Here is an 18971-nt window from a genome sequence, read left to right as displayed (position 1 = left end):
AGATCAGCGGACTGGTAGGTTACCGGCCGGTACAGTGGATCAAATTAGTGACGAAAGCGAAACCCCCAATGGTAGGTAGCGGCCCGCGAACCGATCAAGAGAACGCGACCCTCGCCAGGTCTGTCCGGCTTTTCCGCGCTTTTCTGAAAGAACAGTCGGACCCGGACCACTTCTACCAAATTCTGGCCGGCGATTCGGTCGCCCAACTGTCGACCTTTACGCCACTACAAGATCGACTGGTACTCGATGTCGGCGGCGGTCCCGGCTATTTCGCGGACGCGTTCCGCGGCGCGGGCGCGCGCTACCTCGGCATCGACCCGGACGTCGGCGAGCTGTCCGCGCGCGGCCACCCGGCCGCCGGCATGGTCCGCGCCAGCGGCACCCAACTTCCGTTGCGCGACGGCACAGTCGACGTCTGCTACTCGTCCAACGTGCTGGAACACGTCGCCGACCCGGCCGCGATGCTCGCCGAGATGGTCCGGGTGACCAAGCCGGGCGGCACGGTGTTCGCCTCGTTCACGCCGTGGTTCTCCCCGTGGGGCGGCCACGAGACCGCGCCATGGCACTTCCTCGGCGGCCACCACGCGCGGCGACGCTATGTGAGAAAACACGGCCGGGAGCCGAAGAACCGATTCGGCGAGAGCCTGTTCGCATTCCGGGTCGGCCCCGCGATCAGCTGGGCACGGCATTGTGCGAACGCCAGCCTGGTGCGTGCCCTACCGCGATATCACCCGTGGTGGGCCACCTGGATCGTGCACGTCCCGGTACTGCGGGAATTCGCCTCCTGGAATCTCGTCCTGGTACTCAGGAAACGTTAGTTCTCGGCGTGCGCAGGCGTCCGGCGCAGCGTCCGCGCGTCCGCGCCCCGGCCACGCCTGCCCCCGGAGTTCGCGGTCAGCAGCAACAGCGCCCCGGCCACGATCAGCACCCCGCCACCGACCCACATGTAGACCGGCCAGCTGGTCAGCATGCTCAGCTTGGACATGGTGTCCTCGGCCTTGGTGACGTTGTCGTTGACCGTGGTCTCGTTGAACCCCAACGTGCCCTCGAAGACCGTGGTGCCGTCGCCTGGGGCGTCGCCCGCGGTGACCAGCTCCTGCTTCATGTCCTGGGCGCCCCGGATGACGATCCCGGTCTCCGGCTCGACCCAGACGGTGCGCCGCACCTGGTAGAACAGCTCGGCGGTGACCGACGGCGCCTGCTCGCCGATCAGCGAACCGGGCACCTCGCGGTCGGCGACCTTGGTCGCCGGCACGTCCATCACGTACCGGTTGACCGGCAGGCCCTGGATCTCCTCGGTGCCCTGGAAGCGCGCGTCGATGCTCTCCCCGACGGTGAGGTCGAAGTACTGGTAGTCGCGCTCCTCGGCGCCGAACGGGAACTTGAAGCTCTGGCCGGGCTGCTGGAGGGTGTTGCGGTCGGCGGTCTGCCGGTTCCCCTGCTCCTGCTCGACGTACTGGCCCTCGCAGGGCACCACGGCCTCGTTGGTGAACCGGTCGACGCACAACGATCGCACTGTGGCGTTCACCACGATCCCGCTGGCGTCGTCGACGGTTCTGATCGCCTCGACGTACACGGCGACGTCGCCGCCCTCCTCCACCTCGGGCGCGGTCAGGTCACCGGTCACGTAGGTGGTCGAGGTGAGGTTGAGGTTCTGCCGGATCTCCGGCGATGGCGCCCCGTCGACGGTCTGCACCACCAGCGCGGTGATGCCGGAGCCCTCGGAGACCGAGGTCGACTCCTGGTCGAGCGGGACCTTGGCGAGTTGGGGGTAAGCGTAGAAGCGCAGCAACAGGCCGAGCGCGACCGCGAACACCCCTAGCCCGAGCAGAATGAAGCTGAGGATGCGGCGCAACGGTCCTCTCCTTTGAGGTTTTCGTAGTTTTGGCTAAATTACCCGACAGTAACCTGTGCGCAAGACCCAATCGGGCTAGTGCGCGAACTGACTGCCCCGGGTGCCGGTCGCCCACCGGGGCAGCGATGATCTACGCATGCGATGCGACGTGTGGTTGGCCTCCCCGGCACCAGCGACTCCGCGCCTGCTCGGGCTGCTGGACGACCATGAGCGCACCCGGTACGGCAACTACCGCCGCGAGATCGACCAGCTGCGCTTCCTCACCGGCCGCACGCTGATCCGCGCGGTCACCGCGGACCTGCTCGGCATCGAGCCGGCGGCGGTGACCATCGACGCCAGCTGCTACGACTGCGGCAAACCGCACGGCAAGCCCCGGGTGGTCGCCCCCGGCGCGCCCGAGGTGTCGATCTCGCACTCCGGCCAGCGGGTGGCGCTCGCGGTCGTGGCCGGCGCGCCGGTCGGCGTCGACGTCGAGGAGATCCGCGACGCCGAGGTCGACGGCCTGGCCAGGATCGCCTTCTCCGCCGTCGAGCAGGAGCGGTTCGGCCAGGTGCCGGCGCCGGCGCTGCTGTCGGCCTTCTTCACCTACTGGGCCCGCAAGGAGGCCGTGGTCAAGGCCACCGGCAAGGGCATGTCGGTGGCGATGAGCTCGTTCACCCTCGCCGCGCACGACGCGGCCCCCTCGGTGCTGACCTCCGAGACCGCCGAGGTCGTGCCGGCGACCATCCGGATGGCCGACCTGGACGCGGGCGCGGACTACCGGGCCAGCCTCGCGGTGTTCACCGACCAGGAGCTGACGGTCACCGAGCAGCCGGCCGACGAGCTCATCGCGACACTGGGCTGACCGTCATCCCCATCGCACGCAGCAGCGTGGCGAACTTGGCGGAGGTCTCGGCCAGCTCCAGGTCCGGCCGCGAGGCCGGCATGATGCCCGCCCCCGCGTACAGCGTCATCACCCGGTCGGCGAGCTCGGCACACCGGATGCCGACCACCCACTGGCCATCGCCATCGGCGTCGCACCAGCCGACCGCCCCGGCGTAGAAGCCCCGGTCGAACGGCTCCAGCTCGGCGATCGTGTCCCGCGCGGCGGCGAACGGGGACCCGCACACCGCCGGGGTCGGGTGCAGCGCGCCGGCCAGGCGCAGCGAGGTCATCTCCCGGTCGATCAGCTCGCCGGTGATCCGGGTGGACAGGTGCCAGACCGCGCTGGTGCTGACCAGCTCCGGGCGGTCGGGCACGGTCAGCGACCGGCAGTACGGGGCCAGCGCGTCGANCAGACCGCGCTGGTGCTGACCAGCTCCGGGCGGTCGGGCACGGTCAGCGACCGGCAGTACGGGGCCAGCGCGTCGACCACCGCGGCCACCACCACCCGGTGCTCGTCGTGGTCCTTGACCGAGGCCAGCAGTTCCTCGGCGGCCAGCGCGTCCTGCGCCGGGTCGGGATGGCGCGGGATGGAGCCGGCCAGCGGGTTGGCCTCCACGGTCAGCCCGGTACGGGTGAGCAGCATCTCCGGGGTGGCGCCGACGAGCGTGCGGCCGCCGGGCAGGTCGACGGCGTAGGTGTAGCCGGTGGTGTTGTCCCTGGCCAGGTTGGCCAGCAGCGCGCGCACCTCGACCGGGTCGGGCAGGTGCAGCCGCAGGGTCCTGGCCAGCACGACCTTGTCCAGCACACCGGCACGCAGCCGGCGCACGGCGCTGGCCACGGCCAGCTCGTAGTCCGCGCCGGAGGGCACCGGCACGACCGTGGCGCCGGCCGCGATGGGGGCGGGTTCTGGCGTGTCGGCGGTGTCTCCGCCGGGGTGCGCCGGGCCGGCCCAGGTGGCGGTCTCCGGCAGCACGATGTGCGCGGCGGCGGCCCGGTCGAACGGGAGCGCGCCGACGGCAAGCGGCGCCGAGGTGTCCGCCAGCAGCCTGGTGACCTTCGCCGACAGCTCGTCCGGGTCGCGTTCGGCGACCACGGCCCTGGCGCCGGTGGCCAGCAGCGCGCGCCGGGGCGAGGAGAGCAGGAAGGAGCCTGGCCGGTAGTCCGCGATGAGGCCACGTGTCACGCCACTCATCATGCCCACCAACGGGCCGGCGAAACCCCTCGACGAGTAGGATTTTGAACACGTTCAGGGCCCGCCGGCCGCCGATGCCGGCGGGCGACGGGCCCTGTGCTGAAACGGGTGACGCGCTACTTCAGCGCGTCGATCAGCGCCGACCGCTGACGGTCGCCGAGACCGGCTGCCCGCCGGTCCGGGTCGACGCCGGCCTGCTCGAGCAGCGCGGCCACCTTCACCGCGCCGAGACCCGGGACGGCCTTGAGTAGCGCCGCGACCTTGGTCTTGCCGATCGTCTTGTCTTCCTTCGCTCGTCCGAGCACCGACGCGATGGTCTGCTTACCGGACTTGATCGACGCCAAAAGCTCGGAACGCGCCTTGCGCGCCTCCGCCGCCTTGGCCAACGCATCAGCGCGCTGTTCTGGAGTCAACGTGGGCAGAGCCACCGTGGTGATCCCTTCTTACTCGACATCTGGCTGAGCCGCGAATGCTCCCCGCCCAGGCCTGACCTGGGCGTTCCCCGCGGTGCCGCGACCCAGTAAACACACCGTCGTCCACGAACCTACGCGCGACACGCGCATTCTTCACGGCGAAACCGCAGGTAACCCACGTTCTGGGGGTCTGATACGCAGCGTTACCCGTCTGGCCCGCCCGGTTCCGGCCCATGTTCACGGCGCCCGTTTCCGCACTAATGTGCCACCAACCGGTCGACCAGCCACCAGGGAGCTGAACAGCGATGTTGGGCACCATGCAGGACGGGCAACTGTCCATCGCGAACCTCTTGCGTCACGGCAGCCGAGTCCACGCCTCCGCCGAGGTCGTGACCTGGACCGGCGCCGAGCCACGCCGCGCCACCTTCGCCGACGTCGGCCGGGAGGCCGCCAAGCTCGCGCACGCGCTGCGCGGCCTCGGCGTCACCGGCGACCAGCGGGTCGCGACGTTCATGTGGAACAACACCGAGCACCTGGTCGCCTACCTCGCGGCGCCGGCGATGGGCGCGGTGCTGCACACGCTCAACATCCGGCTGTTCCCCGAGCAGCTCACCTACGTGGCCAACCACGCCGAGGACCACGTCATCCTGGTCGACGCCACCCTGGTGCCGCTGCTCGCGCGGGTGCTGCCCACCTTCGAGACCGTCCGGCACGTGATCGTGGTGAACGGCGACCCGAGCACGCTCGCGGCACCCGACGGGGTGACCGTGCACTCGTACGCCGAGCTGCTCGCCGGCCAGCCCGACGAGTTCGACTGGCCGGACGTGGACGAGACGTCGGCGGCCGCGATGTGTTACACCTCGGGCACCACCGGTGACCCGAAGGGCGTGGTCTACACCCACCGGTCGATCTGGCTGCACTCCATGCAGGTCTGCATGACCGACTCGATGGCGCTGGCCCAGTCCGACCGCGCGCTGGTGATCGTGCCGCAGTTCCACGCGATGTCCTGGGGCCTGCCGTACGCGGCGTTGCTGGTCGGCGCGTCGCTGATCATGCCGGACCGGTTCCTGCAGCCGGAGCCGCTGGCCGCGATGATCGCCGCCGAGCGGCCGACGATGGCCGGCGCGGTGCCGACCATCTGGCAGGGCTTACTGGCCCACCTGCAGGTCACGCCGCAGGACCTGGCGCCGCTGGGGCGCGCGGTCGTCGGCGGCTCCGCGTGCCCGCCCGCGCTGATGAGCGCCTTCGACGAGCTGGGCGTGACGATCGTGCACGCCTGGGGCATGACCGAGACCTCCCCGCTGGGCAGCGTGTCCCGTCCGCCAGCGGGCCTGGACCCGGAGCGGGAGTGGGGCTACCGGATCCTGCAGGGACGCTTCCCGGCCGGCGTGCGCGCGCGGCTGATCGACGACGACGGCGCGGAGCTGCCGTGGGACAACGAGGCGGTCGGCGAGCTGGAGGTGGCCGGGCCGTGGGTTGCGGCGTCCTACTACCGGGTCGGCCCTGGTGAGGACGGCGCGGAGAAGTTCCACGACGGCTGGCTGCGCACCGGCGACGTCGGCGCGATCACCCCGGACGGGTTCCTGCGGCTGACCGACCGGTCCAAGGACATCATCAAGTCCGGTGGCGAGTGGATCTCCTCGGTCGACCTGGAGAACGCCGTGATGGGCCACCCGGCGGTGGCCGAGGCGGCGGTGATCGGCGTGCCGGACGAGAAGTGGGACGAGCGCCCGCTGGTGGCCGTGGTGCTGGCCGCCGACGCGACCGCGACCGCCGACGAGCTGCGCGAGTTCCTGCGGGACAAGGTCGCCAAGTGGCAGCTGCCGGAGAACTGGGCCTTCGTCGACGAGGTGCCAAAGACCAGCGTCGGCAAGTTCGACAAGAAGGTGCTCCGCGCCGCGGCGGCCGACGGGAAACTGGACATCCTGCGCAGCGAGGTCTCCTGAGCCCTGGCCGGCATGTCACGTTCCCCTCAGGTGCGGTTGGGTAGAACCTGGGTTGACCTATGACCTTTGATCTTTGGCGCTAGGGGTGTCATGACTGCTGTTGAGCCGGCCGACGCGGAGGCGACCGCCGGGTTGCGGGCGATGGTGCCCTTCGCCGGTGCCATCGGCATGGAGGTGTTGGTGAACACGCCCGCCGAGGTGCGGGCGCGGGTCGCCTGGAGCGTTGAGCGCACCACGATCGGCGGTGCGCTCAACGGGGGCCTGCTGATGGCCTTGGCGGACAATGCCGGTGGGCTGTGTGCGTTTCACAACCTGCCGGAGGGGGCCGGCGGCACGTCGACGGTGGAGTCGAAGACGAACTTCCTGCGCGCGGTGCGCGGCGGGCACGCCACCGCGGTCTCCCGGCCGTTGCACGTCGGGCGGCGGTTCGTGGTGGTGGAGACCGACATCCTGGACGACGACGAGCGGCTGGTGGCTAGGGTCACGCAGACCCAGGCCGTGCTTTGATCGATGATCACACCTCATTCGTCGGATGACCTGGGTATCGTCGACCGGGTGCCGGACCAGGGGAAGAAACGGGGCAGGCGCCGCAAGCTCAACGCCACGTCGTACGTCGTCCTCGGCCTGCTCAGCTACTCGCCGGCCACCAGCTACGACCTCAAGCGCTGGGTGGCCAGCACAATCGGCAACTTCTGGGCCTTCGCGCACTCGCAGCTCTACGACGAGCCGGCCCGGTTGGTCGCCGACGGGCTGATCACCGAGACCGTTGAGCAGACCGGGCGGCGGAAACGGACCTACGAGATCCTGCCCGCCGGGCGGGAGGCGTTGCGCGAGTGGCTCTCCTCGTCGACCGAGGAGCACACCGAGGTCCGCGATCTCGGTCTGCTCAAGCTGTTCTTCGCGAACTTCGGCGACCGGGACGACGTGCTCGCGCTCGCGCGCGACCAGCACACCACCCACCGCAGACGCGCGGACAACTACGCCGACCGCCGCGACGAGCTCGCCGACTACGCCGACCGCTGGCAGCTCAAGACGATCGAGCTGGGCATCCGCTACGAGCGGTGCGTCGAGCAGTTCTGGGCGGACTTCCTCAAGGAGCTGGAAGAAGAGCAGCCGTAAGCTGTTTACATACAGCACAACAGAAGCGAAAATCTTCACCATGAAGGCGCTTCCCGTGCTGCTGACCGCGCTCGCCCTGCTCACGGCGCTGCCCGCACCCGCCATCGCCAGCGGCCGCGACGATGCCCCCGACGATGCCCCGGTGGACTTCCACCAGTGGCGCACCCCGCGCGAGTTCCGGTCGGGGCACGCGGAGGGCGTGCGCCCCGGCCCCGGCGGGACCCTGGTCATCGGCCGCCCGATCGGCGTCGTCGAGCACACCGAGCCCGAGCTGGGCACCACCCGCGAGTACGAGTACGGCCGCTGGACCTCGCCGGCCTACCGGCACGGGTTCGGCGCGACCCAGCTGGTGGCCTCGTGGAACGCCACCACGCCCGAGGACACCTGGCTGTCGGTGCAGTTGCGCGGCACGACCGCCACCGGCGAGCAGACCTCCTGGTTCACCATGGGCCGCTGGGCGCTTGGCGACCAGGACATCGTGCGCACCACCGTGCCCGACCAGTCCGACGCGCACGGCTACGTCGACGTCGACACGTTCGTCGCCAGGTCCGGGGTGACGCTGCGGTCCTACCAGCTGCGGGCGACCCTCTACCGCGAGGCGGGCAGCCAGGCGACACCGCGGCTGGCCATGGTCGGCGCGATGACCTCGGCCATCCCGGACCGGTTCACCGTGCCGACCAGCCCGTCGGCCGGCGCGTGGGGCCGGGAGCTGCCGGTGCCCAGGTACTCGCAGAACATCCACGTCGGCGAGTACCCGCAGTACGGCGGTGGCGGCGAGGCCTGGTGCAGCCCGACCTCGACCGAGATGGTCGTCGAGTACTGGGGTCGCGGGCCCACCGCCGATGACCTCGCCTGGGTCGATCCGTCCTACCAGGACCCGAGCGTGGACCACGCGGCCAGGTTCACCTACGACAAGGACTACGACGGCACCGGGAACTGGCCGTTCAACACCGCCTACGCGTCGACCTTCGGGCTCACCGGGCACATCACCCGGCTGTCCTCGCTGCGCGACGTCGAGCGCTACATCCTGGCCGGCGTCCCGGTGATCACCTCGCAGTCGTTCCGCGCCGAGGAGCTGGACGGCGCTGGCTACGGCACCGCCGGGCACATCATGGTGATCGTCGGCTTCACCGAGGACGGCGACGTGATCGCCAACGACCCGGCGTCGAGCACCAACGACGGCGTGCGCAACGTCTACCAACGCGAACAGTTCGAGACGATCTGGTTGCGCACCAAGCGGTACAACGACTCCGGCGGGATCTCCAGCGGCTCCGGCGGGATCGCGTACATCATCGCGCCGCCGGGCAAGCGGCTGCCAACGCCGTAGTCCAGTTCCCTAGTCTGGCGCGGATGAGGTTCACCGACCAGGACTACCCGGCGCTGCCCTACCCCGGCGCCCGGCCCGACTGCTCGTTCGCCCACGACGACGCGACCGGCTGGCCGCTGCGGCCCGACCACGCGACGCCGTCGGGTTGGCGGCTGCCCGACGACACCGACCTCGACGACTGGCTCGCCACCAGGGACGCCGCGCCACTGGCGGCACGGCTGCCGGTGCTCTGCTACGGCTCCAACGCCTGCCCGTCGAAGCTGACCTGGCTGCGGGACACGCTCGGGCTTCCCGGCCCGGCGGTGCTGCTGCGCGCGCGGTGCACCGGCCTGGCCGCGGTGTGGGCGGCCGGGCTACGCGTGGTCGACGACCAGCGGCCGGCCACGCTCGCCGCCATGCCCGGCGTGCGGGAGACCCACGCGATCTGGCTGGCCACCACCGACCAGGTCCGGGTGCTCGACCGGTGCGAGGGCCGGGGCAGCCGCTACCGGCTGGCCGTGGTCACCACCGGCGAGGTCCGGCTCGACGACGACGCGCTGGTCGACCGGCCGCTGGCCTACGTCGCCGCCGAGACCGACGGGAGCCGACCCCGGCTGGTGCGTTACCCGCTGCTGGTCGACGGCGCGCCGGTGCGCTGCGCGCTGGTCGGGCAGGCCGAGGCCGCCGGCCTGACCGGCGTGCCGGCCACCGGTGACGGGCTCACCGTGATCGAGGTCGACCAGGACTGACCGATCCTTGAGGATTCACTGGTTTCCGGCGAACCCAGGGGGCAGGCTGTGCCCATGAACCCGGATCAGCAGACCGCCACGCTGCCGACGGCGACGCTGCCGACGGAGCACGCACCCGTCGCCGAGCCGCCCGGGAACCCGGTCGACCCGCTGGCCAGGATCACCCTCACCCCGCGCCGGTTCGCCACCCTGCTGGCCGGCGCCGGGCTGCTGCTCGGGCTGATCCTGGCGCTCGTGCCGGTGCACGTCGCCAGCCTCGACGAGGGCCGCGCCAGCTCGGTGAGCTGCGGAAACGCCATCGGCGGGGTGGAGACGCCGCTGTTGACCGACGACCTCGGCGACGCCGGCCCCACGGTGATCGCGACCTATGTGGGCACCTGCCAGGACGCGATCGGCACCCGGATGCTGTTCGCCTGGCCGATGTTCTTCGCCGGCATGATCGGCATCGTCTGGCTCGGCGCGGTCCGCCGCGAGCCGCTACCCGAGCAGCTTGCCGGGGTTGAGCACGCCTGAGGGGTCCAGCTCGCGCTTCACCGCGGTCAGCACGTCCACGCCGAGCGGGCCGATCTCGGCCGGCAGGTAGGGCGCGTGGTCGACGCCGACCGCGTGGTGGTGGGAGATCGTGCCCAGCGAGCCCTGGCCGGCGATCGCCGCGCACGCCGCGTCCTTTGCCTGCTGCCACTGGCCGATCGGGTCGTCCAGGTCGCGCGGCACGAGCACGGTGAAGTACAGCGAGGCGCCGGTCTCGTAGGCGTGCGAGATGTGGCAGGCGACGATCGGGCGGCGGCGATCGGTGGCCAGCGAGTCGACCAGCGCGGCGCGCACGGCCGAGCGCAACGTGTCCAGGCCCGACCAGTAGGCCGCGGTCTCCAGGGTCTCCACGCACACGCCCGCGTCCAGCAGCGCGTCCCGCTGGCGCGGGCCGTGGAACCGGCCGTGGCGCCACTTCTCCCCCACCGCCGTGCCCAGGGTGACCGGCCTGGCCTGGCCGAGCACGCGCAGGGTGGCCCGGCGCCTGGCGGCCACCTCGGCCGCCGACGCGCCGTCCCAGCCCAGCACCAGCAGACTCGGCTCGAGCACGCCGCGCGCCCGCAGGTACCGCTTCACCCCCGCGGTCTTCCACCCGCCGGACATGGCGAAGGCCAGCTCGGTCTCATGTGGATCCGACAGCCGGGTGACGTCGCCGAGCACCCTGGCCTGCGCCAGCAGGCGCACCGCGGTCGCGCCGTTGGTCCAGCCGTCGAGCACGAAGCCCTCGTAGCGGCTGACCGCCGGGCGGGGGCGCACCCGCACGGTGACCTCGGTGAGCACCCCGAAGGCGCCCTCGCTGCCGACCACGAGCTGGCGCAGGTCGGGCCCGGCGGCCGACGCGGGCGCGACACCGAGGCGCCACTCGCCGCGCGGGGTGGCCAGCCGGACGCCCTCGACCATGTCCTCGAACCGGCCGTAGCCGGCGGAGGCCTGGCCGGAGGAGCGGGTGGCGGCGAACCCGCCGATCGTCGCGCGTTCGAAGGACTGCGGCAGATGACCGAGGGTGAACCCGTGCGCGGCCAGCATCCGCTCGGCCGCCGGGGCGACCACGCCGGCCTGCAGCACCGCCAGGCGGGACACCGGGTCGACCGACACCAGCCGGTCCAGCCGGCACAGGTCGAGCACGACCACCGCGGCGTGCTCGCCGGCCAGCGCGCTCACCCCGCCGACGACCGAGGTGCCGCCGCCGAAGGGGACCAGGCCGATCCGGTGCTCCGCGCACACCACCAGCACCTGCGCCACCTGCTCGGGATCGGCGGGCACGACCACCGCGTCCGGCACCGTGAGGTCGCCGGTTCCCCTGTGCCGCAACAGGTCCACATAGGACATTCCGCCGGACCGGCCGAGCCGGTCGTCCCGGCCGAGCAGCACGTGGCCGACCCCGACCACCGCCTCGAGCGCCTCCCTCGCCGGCTCGGGCAGCGCCGAGTCGGCGACCACGAGCGCGGAGTCCGGCGCGGCGGGCGTACTTGTTTCGGTAAGGCCGGTTTTTGAAGATAGCCAACGGGTCGCGTGATTGGGCAGGATGGAGTCCTGCACGCCCGCGGGCGTCCATCCGCGACGAACAAGATGATCGATCTGCGCGCCGGTGTGGTCACTGGGTTCGGTCACGGGTATAGTGTGACATATGACGTCTATCCGTCACACCGTGTCCCCCAATCGCGTCGCCGACGACCTACTGCTGGATGCGGCCATGACGTGCGTGCTGGCGGTGGGCGTGCGGCGGACCACCCTGAGCGACGTCGCCAGGACCGCCTCGGTCAGCAGAATGACGCTCTACCGGCGCTTTCCGGACGTGCGCGGCATGCTGTCCGCGCTGATCACCCGGGAGTTCGGCAAGATCCTCGGCGAGGCGAACCGGGCGGCGGCCAGAGAGGCGACCGCGCGCGGGCAGCTGGTGGTCGCCTCGGTGCACACCATCCGCGCGCTGGCCGAGAACCCGTTGATGCACGCGGTGATCGAGCGGGACGGCGAGATGCTGGTGCCCTACATCATGGAGCGGATCGGCACCAGCCAGCGGATGACCGAGGAGTTCCTGCGCGCGCAGCTGGCCGCCGGGCAGCGCGACGGCTCGATCCGCACCGCCGACCCCGCCATCCAGGCCAGGTCGATCTTCCTGCTGCTGCAGCCCTACGCGTTCGCGATCCGCCCGTCGACCTCCGACCTCCCGCTGGAGTCCCTGCTCGCCGAACTGGCCCGCTTACTCGACGCGGCGCTGCGCCCATGACCGAGTTGGCAAGCAGCGAAGGGTCCCTTGCCTGCGTCCACCGCAGCGAAGGGACCCTTCGCTGCGTTGTCGACCAGGCCGGCGACCGTGCCGGGGGCCGGTCGTGATGCGGGCGGGGACCTCGCTCAACGGGGCACGGCGGGCGGTGGAGCTGGCGGAGCTGGCCGGTGGGGCCGTGGTCGACGTGCTGGTGATCGGGGGCGGGGTGACCGGCGCCGGGATCGCGTTGGACGCGGCCGCGCGCGGGTTGTCGGTCGCCCTGGTGGAGGCCAACGACCTGGCGTTCGGCACGTCCCGCTGGTCGAGCAAGCTGGTGCACGGCGGCCTGCGGTACCTGGCCAAGGGCGACGTGGCGCTGGCGCACGAGAGCGCGGTGGAGCGCGGGATCATGATGACCCGCACGGCCCCGCACCTGACCCGGCCGCTGCCGCAGCTGATCCCGTTGCACGAACAGGTTTCCCGCGCCGGCGCGGCGGTCGTACGGACCGGCCTGCTCGCCGGCGACGCGCTGCGCCGGGCCGCGCGCACACCGGCGAAGCTGTTACCCCGCCCGAGACGGGTCTCCGGTCAGGAGGCGCTCGCGTTGGCGCCCGGGCTGCGGACCAGCGGCCTGCGCGGCGGCCTGCTCTCCTTCGACGGACAGCTCGTCGACGACGCGCGGCTCGTGGTCGCGTTGGCCAGGACCGCGGCCGGCTACGGGGCGAAGGTGTTGACCCGCCTGAAGGTCACCGAGGCGACGGGCACCGGCGTCACCGCGCGGGACACCCTCGACGGCCAGGACGTGACCCTGCGGGCCCGCTGCGTGGTGAACGCGGCCGGCGTGTGGGCGGGCGAGCTGGTCGACTCGGTACGGCTGCGCCCCTCCCTCGGCTCGCACGTGGTGCTCGACGGCGACGCGCTCGGCATCGGCGGCACGGCGCTGACCGTGCCCGTTCCGGGTGAGCGCAACCGGTTCGTCATCGTGCTGCCACAACGGAACGGTCTTGTCTACATAGGACTCACCGACGAGCTGTTCGACGGCGACGTGCCGGACGAGCCGGTCGCCCCACAGTCCGATGTGGACTTCCTGCTGACGGTGGCGTCCTCGGTGCTCGAACGCCGGCTCGGCCAGCAGGACGTGCTCGGCAGCTACGCCGGCCTGCGCCCACTGCTCGACGCGCCGGGCCGCAGCGCGGACCTCTCCCGCAAACACGCGGTACTCACCTCGGCCACCGGCGTGCTCACCGTGGTCGGCGGAAAGCTGACCACCTACCGGAAGATGGCCCAGGACGCGGTCGACGCGGCGATCCTGGCCGCCGGCCTGCCCAACCGCCCGTCGCCGACAAGGAACCTGCCGCTGGTCGGCGCCGCCACCAGAACCGAACTGTCCATTGTGGACGCTCCGGCACGGCTGGTTGCGTCCTACGGCACCGAGGCCCCCGCCGTGGCCGCGCTGTCCCCGGAGCGGGTCGCCGGCGAGATCACCGCCGGCGAGATCGCCTGGGCGGTACGCCACGAGGGCGCGCTGTCCTCGGCCGACGTGCTGCACCGGCGCACCAGGATCGGCCTGGTACCCGCCCGGCTCGCCGAGGCCAAGGACACCGTCACCACGCTGGTCGAGGACGCCCTGACCGCGCTCACCTAGGCACATACCGGAAACCGAACGGGCCGGCCACCAGCAGGTGACCGGCCCGGAACAGCTCGTCGCTACTGCGCGTTCGCGTTGCGCAGCCGCTGGGCCACCGCGGTGACCTCCTCGACCGAACCGACGATCTCGAAGTGCATCTCGTCCGCCCGGCCCTGGTAGTCCCCGCCCCAGCGGACCACGTTGTCGACCTCGCCGAGGATGGCGCGGATCTCGGTGGTCTGCTCCGTGGTGAACGTGCCCCGCTCGCCGAGCACGTGCCTGGTCGCGTTCATGTCGACGGCCGTGGCGCTCGCGTGGTTGGAGATGTCGCCACCGCCGCGGACGTTGCGCTCCGCGTGGCCCCAGTCGTCGCGCTCGCCCGCCTCGGAGTCCATCGAGATGTCCTCCACCCGCCGGCTCACCTCACCGAGCACGTGCATCAGCACGTCGCCCGCCGGGCCGTCGGCCACGTTCACCCGGACGTTGGTGCCCGGGATCGTGCGCATCCCCCTCGGCGGGTTCACCGGCCAGCCGTTCTGCGACACCGGGCCCTCCGGCGTCCCGTTCACCGTCGGGATCGGCGGCAGCGCCCCCAGCTCGGGGCCGGCCTGTGCCAGCCGCACCGGCGCGCTCGCCGAGTCGGTCAGCCCGAAACCCTGTGGGATCGGCACCGTGCCGCCGCCGGTCTGCGGCGCGGCCAGGGTCTGCGGCTGCGCGGCGCTGGCCTTGCCGCCGATCTGCTCCAGCAGCTGCTTGACCGACTGGGCCGTCTGCACGATCTGCTGCACGGTCTGCATGATCTTCTGCAGGCCGGACACCAGCTTCTGGATCGCCTGCATGAGCTTCTGGCCGGTCTGCACGGCCTTCTGCACCGACTGCGCGATGCCCTGCGCCACGCTCGCGCCGAAGGACATCCAGGACTTCGCCAGCGCCTCGATGCAGATCTGGATGATCTGCTGCACGGCCTCGCTGATCAGGTCCATCACGGCCTTGCGCACCGAGGCGAGCAGCTGACCACCCTGCTGGGTCGCCTGCGAGACGCCCCGGCTGGCCTGGCTCAGCGCGGCGATGCCGTCGGCCTGGTTGGTCGAGGCGCTCCGGTAGCCGTCGGCCGCGTTGCCGGCCCACAACCGGGTCTGGCTGGTGGACGCCTCGCGGTACTGCTGGGCGGTCTGGCCCAGCCCGCTGCTGGCGCCGTTCCAGGAGTCGGCCGTCGAGCTGATCGCGCCCGCGTCGCCCTTCAGCACCTGGAACGGCTCACGCAGGAACGACACCGCGCCGAGCACCCAGCTGACCCCGGAGGACGCGATCGCGCCGAGCGGGTCGCCGTCCATGCTGATGACGTCCAGCGCGACCTTGGCCACGCCACCGGCCGCCTCGAGCCAGTCGCCCTCCTCGATGGCGTTGGCCGTGGTGCGGATGTCGTTGAACAGCGACTGGGCCGAGCCCGGCTGCTGCGTTGTCCCCGTGGTCATCGGCTCTTCGCCTCCAGCTCGGGTTCGAACGCCCGGAACAACGTCATGTGCGCCTCGTCCGCTGCCTGGTAGGCGTTGGCCACCTGGCTCAGGCCCGCCTGGACCTGCTCGACCGTCTGGCCAGCCCGGTCGATGCCCTCCCGCAGCTCGGAAGCCGCCTGGGTGATCGCCTGCGCGAAGAACTGGCCGATCTGGCCGAACGCGCCGCCGCCAACCGAGTCCTGGGCGTTGGAGGAGGCCGAGCGCACCATCGTGGCGACGGTGGTGACCGTCTCCGCGTGCGCCCGCACCTCCCCGACGCTCACGTTGAAATCACTGCACATCAGGGATCCGCCGATCGTCATCGATACCTCGCCCCGGCCTGCCCCGACCGGGAGCGCACGTCACTTGATCACTTCAGGGGGGTTGTCGAAGTAGTCGTCGTCCGGACGCTTGTCCCGCTGCGCCTCCAGGTTGAACACCTCGTCCCGGCCGTCTCCGGCGAAACCCTCCGGCAGGTGCTCCTTGACCGCCTCCAGTGCGGCGCCCTCGCCGACGAACTTGGTCATCACGTCGACGACCTGGGCGCCGACCTCGCGCTGCGCCTGCCTGGTGGTCTCCAGGATCACCCTGGCCAGGTGCTCCGGTTCGATCTCGCGCGCACCGGGCCGCAGCACCAGGTCCGTGGTGGCGCCGCTGGCGTTCACCCGCACGGTCACCTCGCCGTCCTGCGAGGTGGCCGAGCCGCCGACGGTCTTCAGCGCCTTCTCGGCCTTCTCAGCTTTCGCCGCGGCGTCGCGCAGTTTCTCGTCGTACTGCGCGAACCACTTCGCCGGGTCGCTGCTCTGGTCCATGACCTAGCCACTCCAATGGTCCTTCGTGGATCATCACTGCATCCTGGCCAGGAACCTACGCGGTCCGCTCCCGCCGAAGGTCGTAGACCCGTGAAGAATTTTCAAAGGTAATCCGTGGCCGATAGGCTCTTGACGGGCCGGGGAATTCCAGGGGAGGTCGGGGTAGCGTTGCCGGAGATCGACCGGAGCACCAGGCTGCCGACCGGCCACCGCCAGGAAGGTGTGGACGACGTGCGCGACCCCGCCGGCTCGGCCAACCTGGTCTACCTGGTCGCCAGCCGCGAACTGCGCATCCGGTTACGCGCCAGGTCCTTTGTGGTCAGCACGGCGGTCTCCCTGGTGGTGCTCATCGGTTTCGTGCTCACCCAGAGCAGCGTGTTCGACGGCGAGCAGGTCACCACGATCGGGCTCAACGGCCAGTCGATCGCGGTCGCCGACACGCTCGCCGCCTCGGCCGCCGAGCTCGACTTCGCGGTGCGCACGGTCGAGATCACCGACCTGGCCGCCGGTCGCGACCAGGTCGCCGACGGCACGCTGGGCGCGTTGGTCAGCGGTGCCCCCGCGGCGCTGAACGTGTTGGCGCCAGGGGATCTCGACCCCGATCTGCACACTGTCCTCAATGGAATCGTGCAGCGCCAGGTGCTCGCCGGCCTGCTCGCCTCGGTGGAGGAGCTCGACGCCAACGCGGTGCTGGCCACGGTCGCCGCCTCCGGGGTCCAGGTGCGCTCGCTCGAACCGGACGATCCCCATCACGACCAACGCATCGCGCTGGCGCTGACGATGGTCGCGCTGCTCTACGTCTCCCTGCTGGTCTACGGTTCCATGGTCGCGCAGGGGGTCGTCGAGGAGAAGTCCAGCCGCGTGGTCGAGCTGCTGCTGGCCACCGTCCGGCCATGGCAACTGTTGTCCGGCAAGGTGGTCGGGCTCGGGCTGGTCGGGTTGATCCAGCTGGCCACCGTCGGCGTGGTCGGGCTGCTGCTGGCGATCATGACCGGGACGCTCACCATCGCCGGCACCGCGGCCGGCACGCTGGTCTGGGGCCTGCTCTGGTACCTGCTCGGATACCTGTTGTACGCCACGGTGTTCGCCGCGGTCGGCTCGCTGGTCTCCCGGCAGGAGGACGTGCAGTCGGTGCTGATGCCGGTCACCGCGGTGCTCGTGGTCGCGTTCGTGCTCGGCTTCGCCGTGCTGTCGGGCAATCCCGCCGGCACGACGGCCACCGTGCTGTCCCTGCTGCCGCCGCTGTCGCCGATCCTGATGCCCGGCCGGCTCGCGCTGGCCGCGGTGCCGCTGTGGCAGGTCGGCCTCGCGGTGCTGCTCACCGTGGCCTCGATCGCGCTGCTCGCCCGGCTCGGCGGCGTGGTCTACCACAACTCGGTGCTGCACCGGGGACCCCGGCTGCGGCTGCGGGACACGCTGCGGTGAAAGCAGAACGACGCCCCCGCTCATGGCGGAGGCGTCGTCGGCGGCTGGTGGGTCAGCGCTGCGTGAGCGGCACGTAGTCGCGCTCGGTCTGACCGATGTAGACCTGGCGCGGGCGGCCGATCTTCGTCGCCGGGTCGTTCATCATCTCCCGCCAGTGGGCCACCCAGCCGGGCAGCCTGCCGAGCGCGAAGAGCACGGTGAAGAACTTCGTCGGGAAGCCCATCGCGCGGTAGATGAGCCCGGTGTAGAAGTCGACGTTCGGGTACAGCTTGCGCTCGACGAAGTAGTCGTCGGCCAGCGCGTGCTCCTCGAGCTGCTTGGCGATCTCCAGCAGGCTGTCGTCGCCGCCGAGCCGGCCGAGGATGTCGTCCGCGGTCTTCTTGATGATCGCCGCGCGCGGGTCGTAGTTCTTGTACACCCGGTGGCCGAAGCCCATGAGCTTGACGCCCTGCTCGCGGTTCTTCACCCGGTTGACGAACGCACCGACGTCGCCGCCGGAGTCCCGGATGCCCTCGAGCATGTTCAGCACCGCGCTGTTCGCGCCGCCGTGCAGCGGGCCGAACAGCGCGTTGATGCCCGCGGAGATGCTCGCGAACAGGTTCGCCTCCGAGGAGCCGACCAGCCGCACCGTCGAGGTCGAGCAGTTCTGCTCGTGGTCGGCGTGCAGGATGAACAGCAGGTCCAGTGCGCGGGCGAGGTCGGGGTCGACCTCGTAGGGCTCGGCGGGGAAGCCGAAGGTCATCCGCAGGAAGTTCTCCACCAGCCCGAGCGAGTTGTCCGGGTACAGGAACGGTTGGCCGACCGACTTCTTGTAGGCGTAGGCGGCGATCGTCGGCAGCTTGGCCAGCAGCCGGATGGTCGAGATCTCCACCTGCTCCTCGTCGAAGGGGAACAGGCTGTCCTGGTAGAAGGTGGACAGTGCCGACACCGCCGAGCTGAGCACCGGCATGGGGTGCGCGTCGCGCGGGAAGCCGTCGAAGAAGCGCTTGAGGTCCTCGTGCAGCAGGGTGTGCCGGCTGATCTTCGAGGTGAACTCGTCGAGCTGGGCCTGGTTGGGCAGCTCGCCGTAGATGAGCAGGTAGCTGACCTCGGGGAAGGTCGACTTCTCGGCCAGCTGCTCGATCGGATACCCGCGGTAGCGCAGGATGCCGGCGTCGCCGTCGATGAAACAGATCTCCGACGCGCAGGCCGCGGTGTTCACGAAACCCGGGTCCAGGGTCACCAGACCGGTGGTCGGCAGCAGTTTGCTGACGTTGACCCCGTGCGTCCCCTCGGTGGCATGCGTGACGGACATCTCGTATTCGCCGCCCGGATAGTGCAACGCAACGGATTCCGGCGCGCCGTTGGGTGTTGCCGAACCGTGGGCACTGTTGTTACCAGTCCCGGCGGTTACGGTCCTCGCGTCAGGCATGCGTAGTCCCTCTCAACAA

General features: G+C 70.9%; 20 protein-coding genes. 11 read left to right on the top strand and 9 right to left on the bottom strand.

Going from position 1 to position 18971, the window contains the following annotated elements; genetic code table 11:
• The first annotated feature begins 68 nt into the window (after window positions 1-68).
• Complete coding sequence (locus tag ACYVIP_RS35980) at window positions 69-818, top strand: class I SAM-dependent methyltransferase (RefSeq protein ID WP_460404667.1); 750 nt, start codon at window positions 69-71, stop codon at window positions 816-818.
• Here ACYVIP_RS35980 and ACYVIP_RS35975 read toward each other — a convergent pair.
• Window positions 815-1855 (bottom strand): PorA family protein, encoded by a 1041-nt coding sequence (locus tag ACYVIP_RS35975; protein WP_460404665.1) that lies wholly within the window; start codon window positions 1853-1855, stop codon window positions 815-817. The two genes, ACYVIP_RS35980 and ACYVIP_RS35975, sit on opposite strands and share 4 nt — an antisense overlap.
• 136 nt (window positions 1856-1991) lie before the next feature.
• Between ACYVIP_RS35975 and ACYVIP_RS35970 the strand changes: the two genes are divergently transcribed.
• The gene (locus tag ACYVIP_RS35970; protein WP_460404663.1) at window positions 1992-2699 is read left to right on the top strand and encodes a 4'-phosphopantetheinyl transferase family protein; all 708 of its coding nucleotides are present in this window, start codon (window positions 1992-1994) and stop codon (window positions 2697-2699) included.
• Here the strand turns inward: ACYVIP_RS35970 and ACYVIP_RS35965 are convergent.
• From ACYVIP_RS35965 to mihF, 3 genes are all read right to left on the bottom strand, one after another.
• Entirely contained in the window at window positions 2680-3093 is a 414-nt protein-coding gene (locus ACYVIP_RS35965) for a chorismate-binding protein (RefSeq protein WP_460404661.1), read from the bottom strand. The two genes, ACYVIP_RS35970 and ACYVIP_RS35965, sit on opposite strands and share 20 nt — an antisense overlap.
• 2 nt (window positions 3094-3095) lie before the next feature.
• Window positions 3096-3911 (bottom strand): chorismate-binding protein, encoded by an 816-nt coding sequence (locus ACYVIP_RS35960; RefSeq protein ID WP_460404659.1) that lies wholly within the window; start codon window positions 3909-3911, stop codon window positions 3096-3098.
• Window positions 3912-4027: 116 nt separating this feature from the next.
• A complete protein-coding gene (gene mihF, locus ACYVIP_RS35955; protein WP_460404657.1) occupies window positions 4028-4339 on the bottom strand; it encodes an integration host factor, actinobacterial type in 312 nt (103 codons plus the stop codon).
• Window positions 4340-4629: 290 nt separating this feature from the next.
• Between mihF and ACYVIP_RS35950 the strand changes: the two genes are divergently transcribed.
• From ACYVIP_RS35950 to ACYVIP_RS35925, 6 genes are all read left to right on the top strand, one after another.
• Complete coding sequence (locus ACYVIP_RS35950; RefSeq protein WP_460404655.1) at window positions 4630-6270, top strand: long-chain fatty acid--CoA ligase; 1641 nt, start codon at window positions 4630-4632, stop codon at window positions 6268-6270.
• Window positions 6271-6360: 90 nt separating this feature from the next.
• Window positions 6361-6777, top strand: a complete 417-nt coding sequence (locus ACYVIP_RS35945; protein ID WP_460404653.1) for a PaaI family thioesterase — start codon at window positions 6361-6363, stop codon at window positions 6775-6777.
• Window positions 6778-6825: 48 nt separating this feature from the next.
• Window positions 6826-7389, top strand: coding sequence for a PadR family transcriptional regulator (locus tag ACYVIP_RS35940; RefSeq protein WP_460404651.1), 564 nt, complete (start codon window positions 6826-6828; stop codon window positions 7387-7389).
• A gap of 40 nt (window positions 7390-7429) precedes the next feature.
• Window positions 7430-8716 (top strand): C39 family peptidase, encoded by a 1287-nt coding sequence (locus ACYVIP_RS35935; RefSeq protein ID WP_460404649.1) that lies wholly within the window; start codon window positions 7430-7432, stop codon window positions 8714-8716.
• Window positions 8717-8739: 23 nt separating this feature from the next.
• The gene (locus tag ACYVIP_RS35930; protein ID WP_460404647.1) at window positions 8740-9444 is read left to right on the top strand and encodes a hypothetical protein; all 705 of its coding nucleotides are present in this window, start codon (window positions 8740-8742) and stop codon (window positions 9442-9444) included.
• 54 nt (window positions 9445-9498) lie between these two features.
• Window positions 9499-9957, top strand: a complete 459-nt coding sequence (locus ACYVIP_RS35925) for a hypothetical protein (RefSeq protein WP_460404645.1) — start codon at window positions 9499-9501, stop codon at window positions 9955-9957.
• Here ACYVIP_RS35925 and ACYVIP_RS35920 read toward each other — a convergent pair.
• Complete coding sequence (locus ACYVIP_RS35920) at window positions 9922-11586, bottom strand: FAD-binding oxidoreductase (protein ID WP_460404643.1); 1665 nt, start codon at window positions 11584-11586, stop codon at window positions 9922-9924. The two genes, ACYVIP_RS35925 and ACYVIP_RS35920, sit on opposite strands and share 36 nt — an antisense overlap.
• A 16-nt stretch (window positions 11587-11602) precedes the next feature.
• Here ACYVIP_RS35920 and ACYVIP_RS35915 point away from each other — a divergent pair, with 16 nt between their 5' ends.
• Both ACYVIP_RS35915 and ACYVIP_RS35910 read left to right on the top strand, forming a co-directional pair.
• Complete coding sequence (locus tag ACYVIP_RS35915; RefSeq protein ID WP_460404641.1) at window positions 11603-12202, top strand: TetR/AcrR family transcriptional regulator; 600 nt, start codon at window positions 11603-11605, stop codon at window positions 12200-12202.
• A gap of 106 nt (window positions 12203-12308) precedes the next feature.
• Entirely contained in the window at window positions 12309-13826 is a 1518-nt protein-coding gene (locus ACYVIP_RS35910; RefSeq protein WP_460404639.1) for a glycerol-3-phosphate dehydrogenase/oxidase, read from the top strand.
• Between the two features lie 62 nt (window positions 13827-13888).
• On the opposite strand, the gene ACYVIP_RS35905 is transcribed toward ACYVIP_RS35910, so the two are convergent.
• From ACYVIP_RS35905 to ACYVIP_RS35895, 3 genes are read right to left on the bottom strand one after another with little or no spacing between them, the layout of a single operon-like run.
• Window positions 13889-15283, bottom strand: coding sequence for a M15 family metallopeptidase (locus ACYVIP_RS35905; RefSeq protein WP_460404637.1), 1395 nt, complete (start codon window positions 15281-15283; stop codon window positions 13889-13891).
• Entirely contained in the window at window positions 15280-15627 is a 348-nt protein-coding gene (locus ACYVIP_RS35900; RefSeq protein ID WP_460404635.1) for a type VII secretion target, read from the bottom strand. The genes ACYVIP_RS35905 and ACYVIP_RS35900 overlap by 4 nt, the downstream gene beginning before the upstream one ends.
• Window positions 15628-15666: 39 nt before the next feature.
• The gene (locus ACYVIP_RS35895; protein ID WP_460404633.1) at window positions 15667-16116 is read right to left on the bottom strand and encodes a YbaB/EbfC family nucleoid-associated protein; all 450 of its coding nucleotides are present in this window, start codon (window positions 16114-16116) and stop codon (window positions 15667-15669) included.
• 114 nt (window positions 16117-16230) lie between these two features.
• On the opposite strand from ACYVIP_RS35895, the gene ACYVIP_RS35890 reads away from it, so the two are divergent.
• Window positions 16231-17541 (top strand): ABC transporter permease, encoded by a 1311-nt coding sequence (locus tag ACYVIP_RS35890; RefSeq protein WP_460404631.1) that lies wholly within the window; start codon window positions 16231-16233, stop codon window positions 17539-17541.
• A 52-nt stretch (window positions 17542-17593) separates the two neighbouring features.
• Here ACYVIP_RS35890 and ACYVIP_RS35885 read toward each other — a convergent pair whose 3' ends face one another.
• A complete protein-coding gene (locus ACYVIP_RS35885) occupies window positions 17594-18952 on the bottom strand; it encodes a citrate synthase (protein WP_460404629.1) in 1359 nt (452 codons plus the stop codon).
• Window positions 18953-18971 lie beyond the last annotated feature (19 nt).

It is taken from the genome of Actinophytocola sediminis (assembly GCF_054779715.1).
Note: the sequence above shows the minus strand (reverse complement) of the source record. Positions and strands in the feature narration are given on the sequence as shown.

Coding starts and splice junctions, on each gene's coding strand:
- ACYVIP_RS35980 (WP_460404667.1), top strand. CDS start 69: ATGGTAGGTAGCGGCCCGCGAACCGATCAAGAGAACGCGACCCTCGCC.
- ACYVIP_RS35970 (WP_460404663.1), top strand. CDS start 1,992: ATGCGATGCGACGTGTGGTTGGCCTCCCCGGCACCAGCGACTCCGCGC.
- ACYVIP_RS35950 (WP_460404655.1), top strand. CDS start 4,630: ATGTTGGGCACCATGCAGGACGGGCAACTGTCCATCGCGAACCTCTTG.
- ACYVIP_RS35945 (WP_460404653.1), top strand. CDS start 6,361: ATGACTGCTGTTGAGCCGGCCGACGCGGAGGCGACCGCCGGGTTGCGG.
- ACYVIP_RS35935 (WP_460404649.1), top strand. CDS start 7,430: ATGAAGGCGCTTCCCGTGCTGCTGACCGCGCTCGCCCTGCTCACGGCG.
- ACYVIP_RS35930 (WP_460404647.1), top strand. CDS start 8,740: ATGAGGTTCACCGACCAGGACTACCCGGCGCTGCCCTACCCCGGCGCC.
- ACYVIP_RS35925 (WP_460404645.1), top strand. CDS start 9,499: ATGAACCCGGATCAGCAGACCGCCACGCTGCCGACGGCGACGCTGCCG.
- ACYVIP_RS35915 (WP_460404641.1), top strand. CDS start 11,603: ATGACGTCTATCCGTCACACCGTGTCCCCCAATCGCGTCGCCGACGAC.
- ACYVIP_RS35910 (WP_460404639.1), top strand. CDS start 12,309: ATGCGGGCGGGGACCTCGCTCAACGGGGCACGGCGGGCGGTGGAGCTG.
- ACYVIP_RS35905 (WP_460404637.1), bottom strand. CDS start 15,283: ATGACCACGGGGACAACGCAGCAGCCGGGCTCGGCCCAGTCGCTGTTC.
- ACYVIP_RS35900 (WP_460404635.1), bottom strand. CDS start 15,627: ATGACGATCGGCGGATCCCTGATGTGCAGTGATTTCAACGTGAGCGTC.
- ACYVIP_RS35895 (WP_460404633.1), bottom strand. CDS start 16,116: ATGGACCAGAGCAGCGACCCGGCGAAGTGGTTCGCGCAGTACGACGAG.
- ACYVIP_RS35885 (WP_460404629.1), bottom strand. CDS start 18,952: ATGCCTGACGCGAGGACCGTAACCGCCGGGACTGGTAACAACAGTGCC.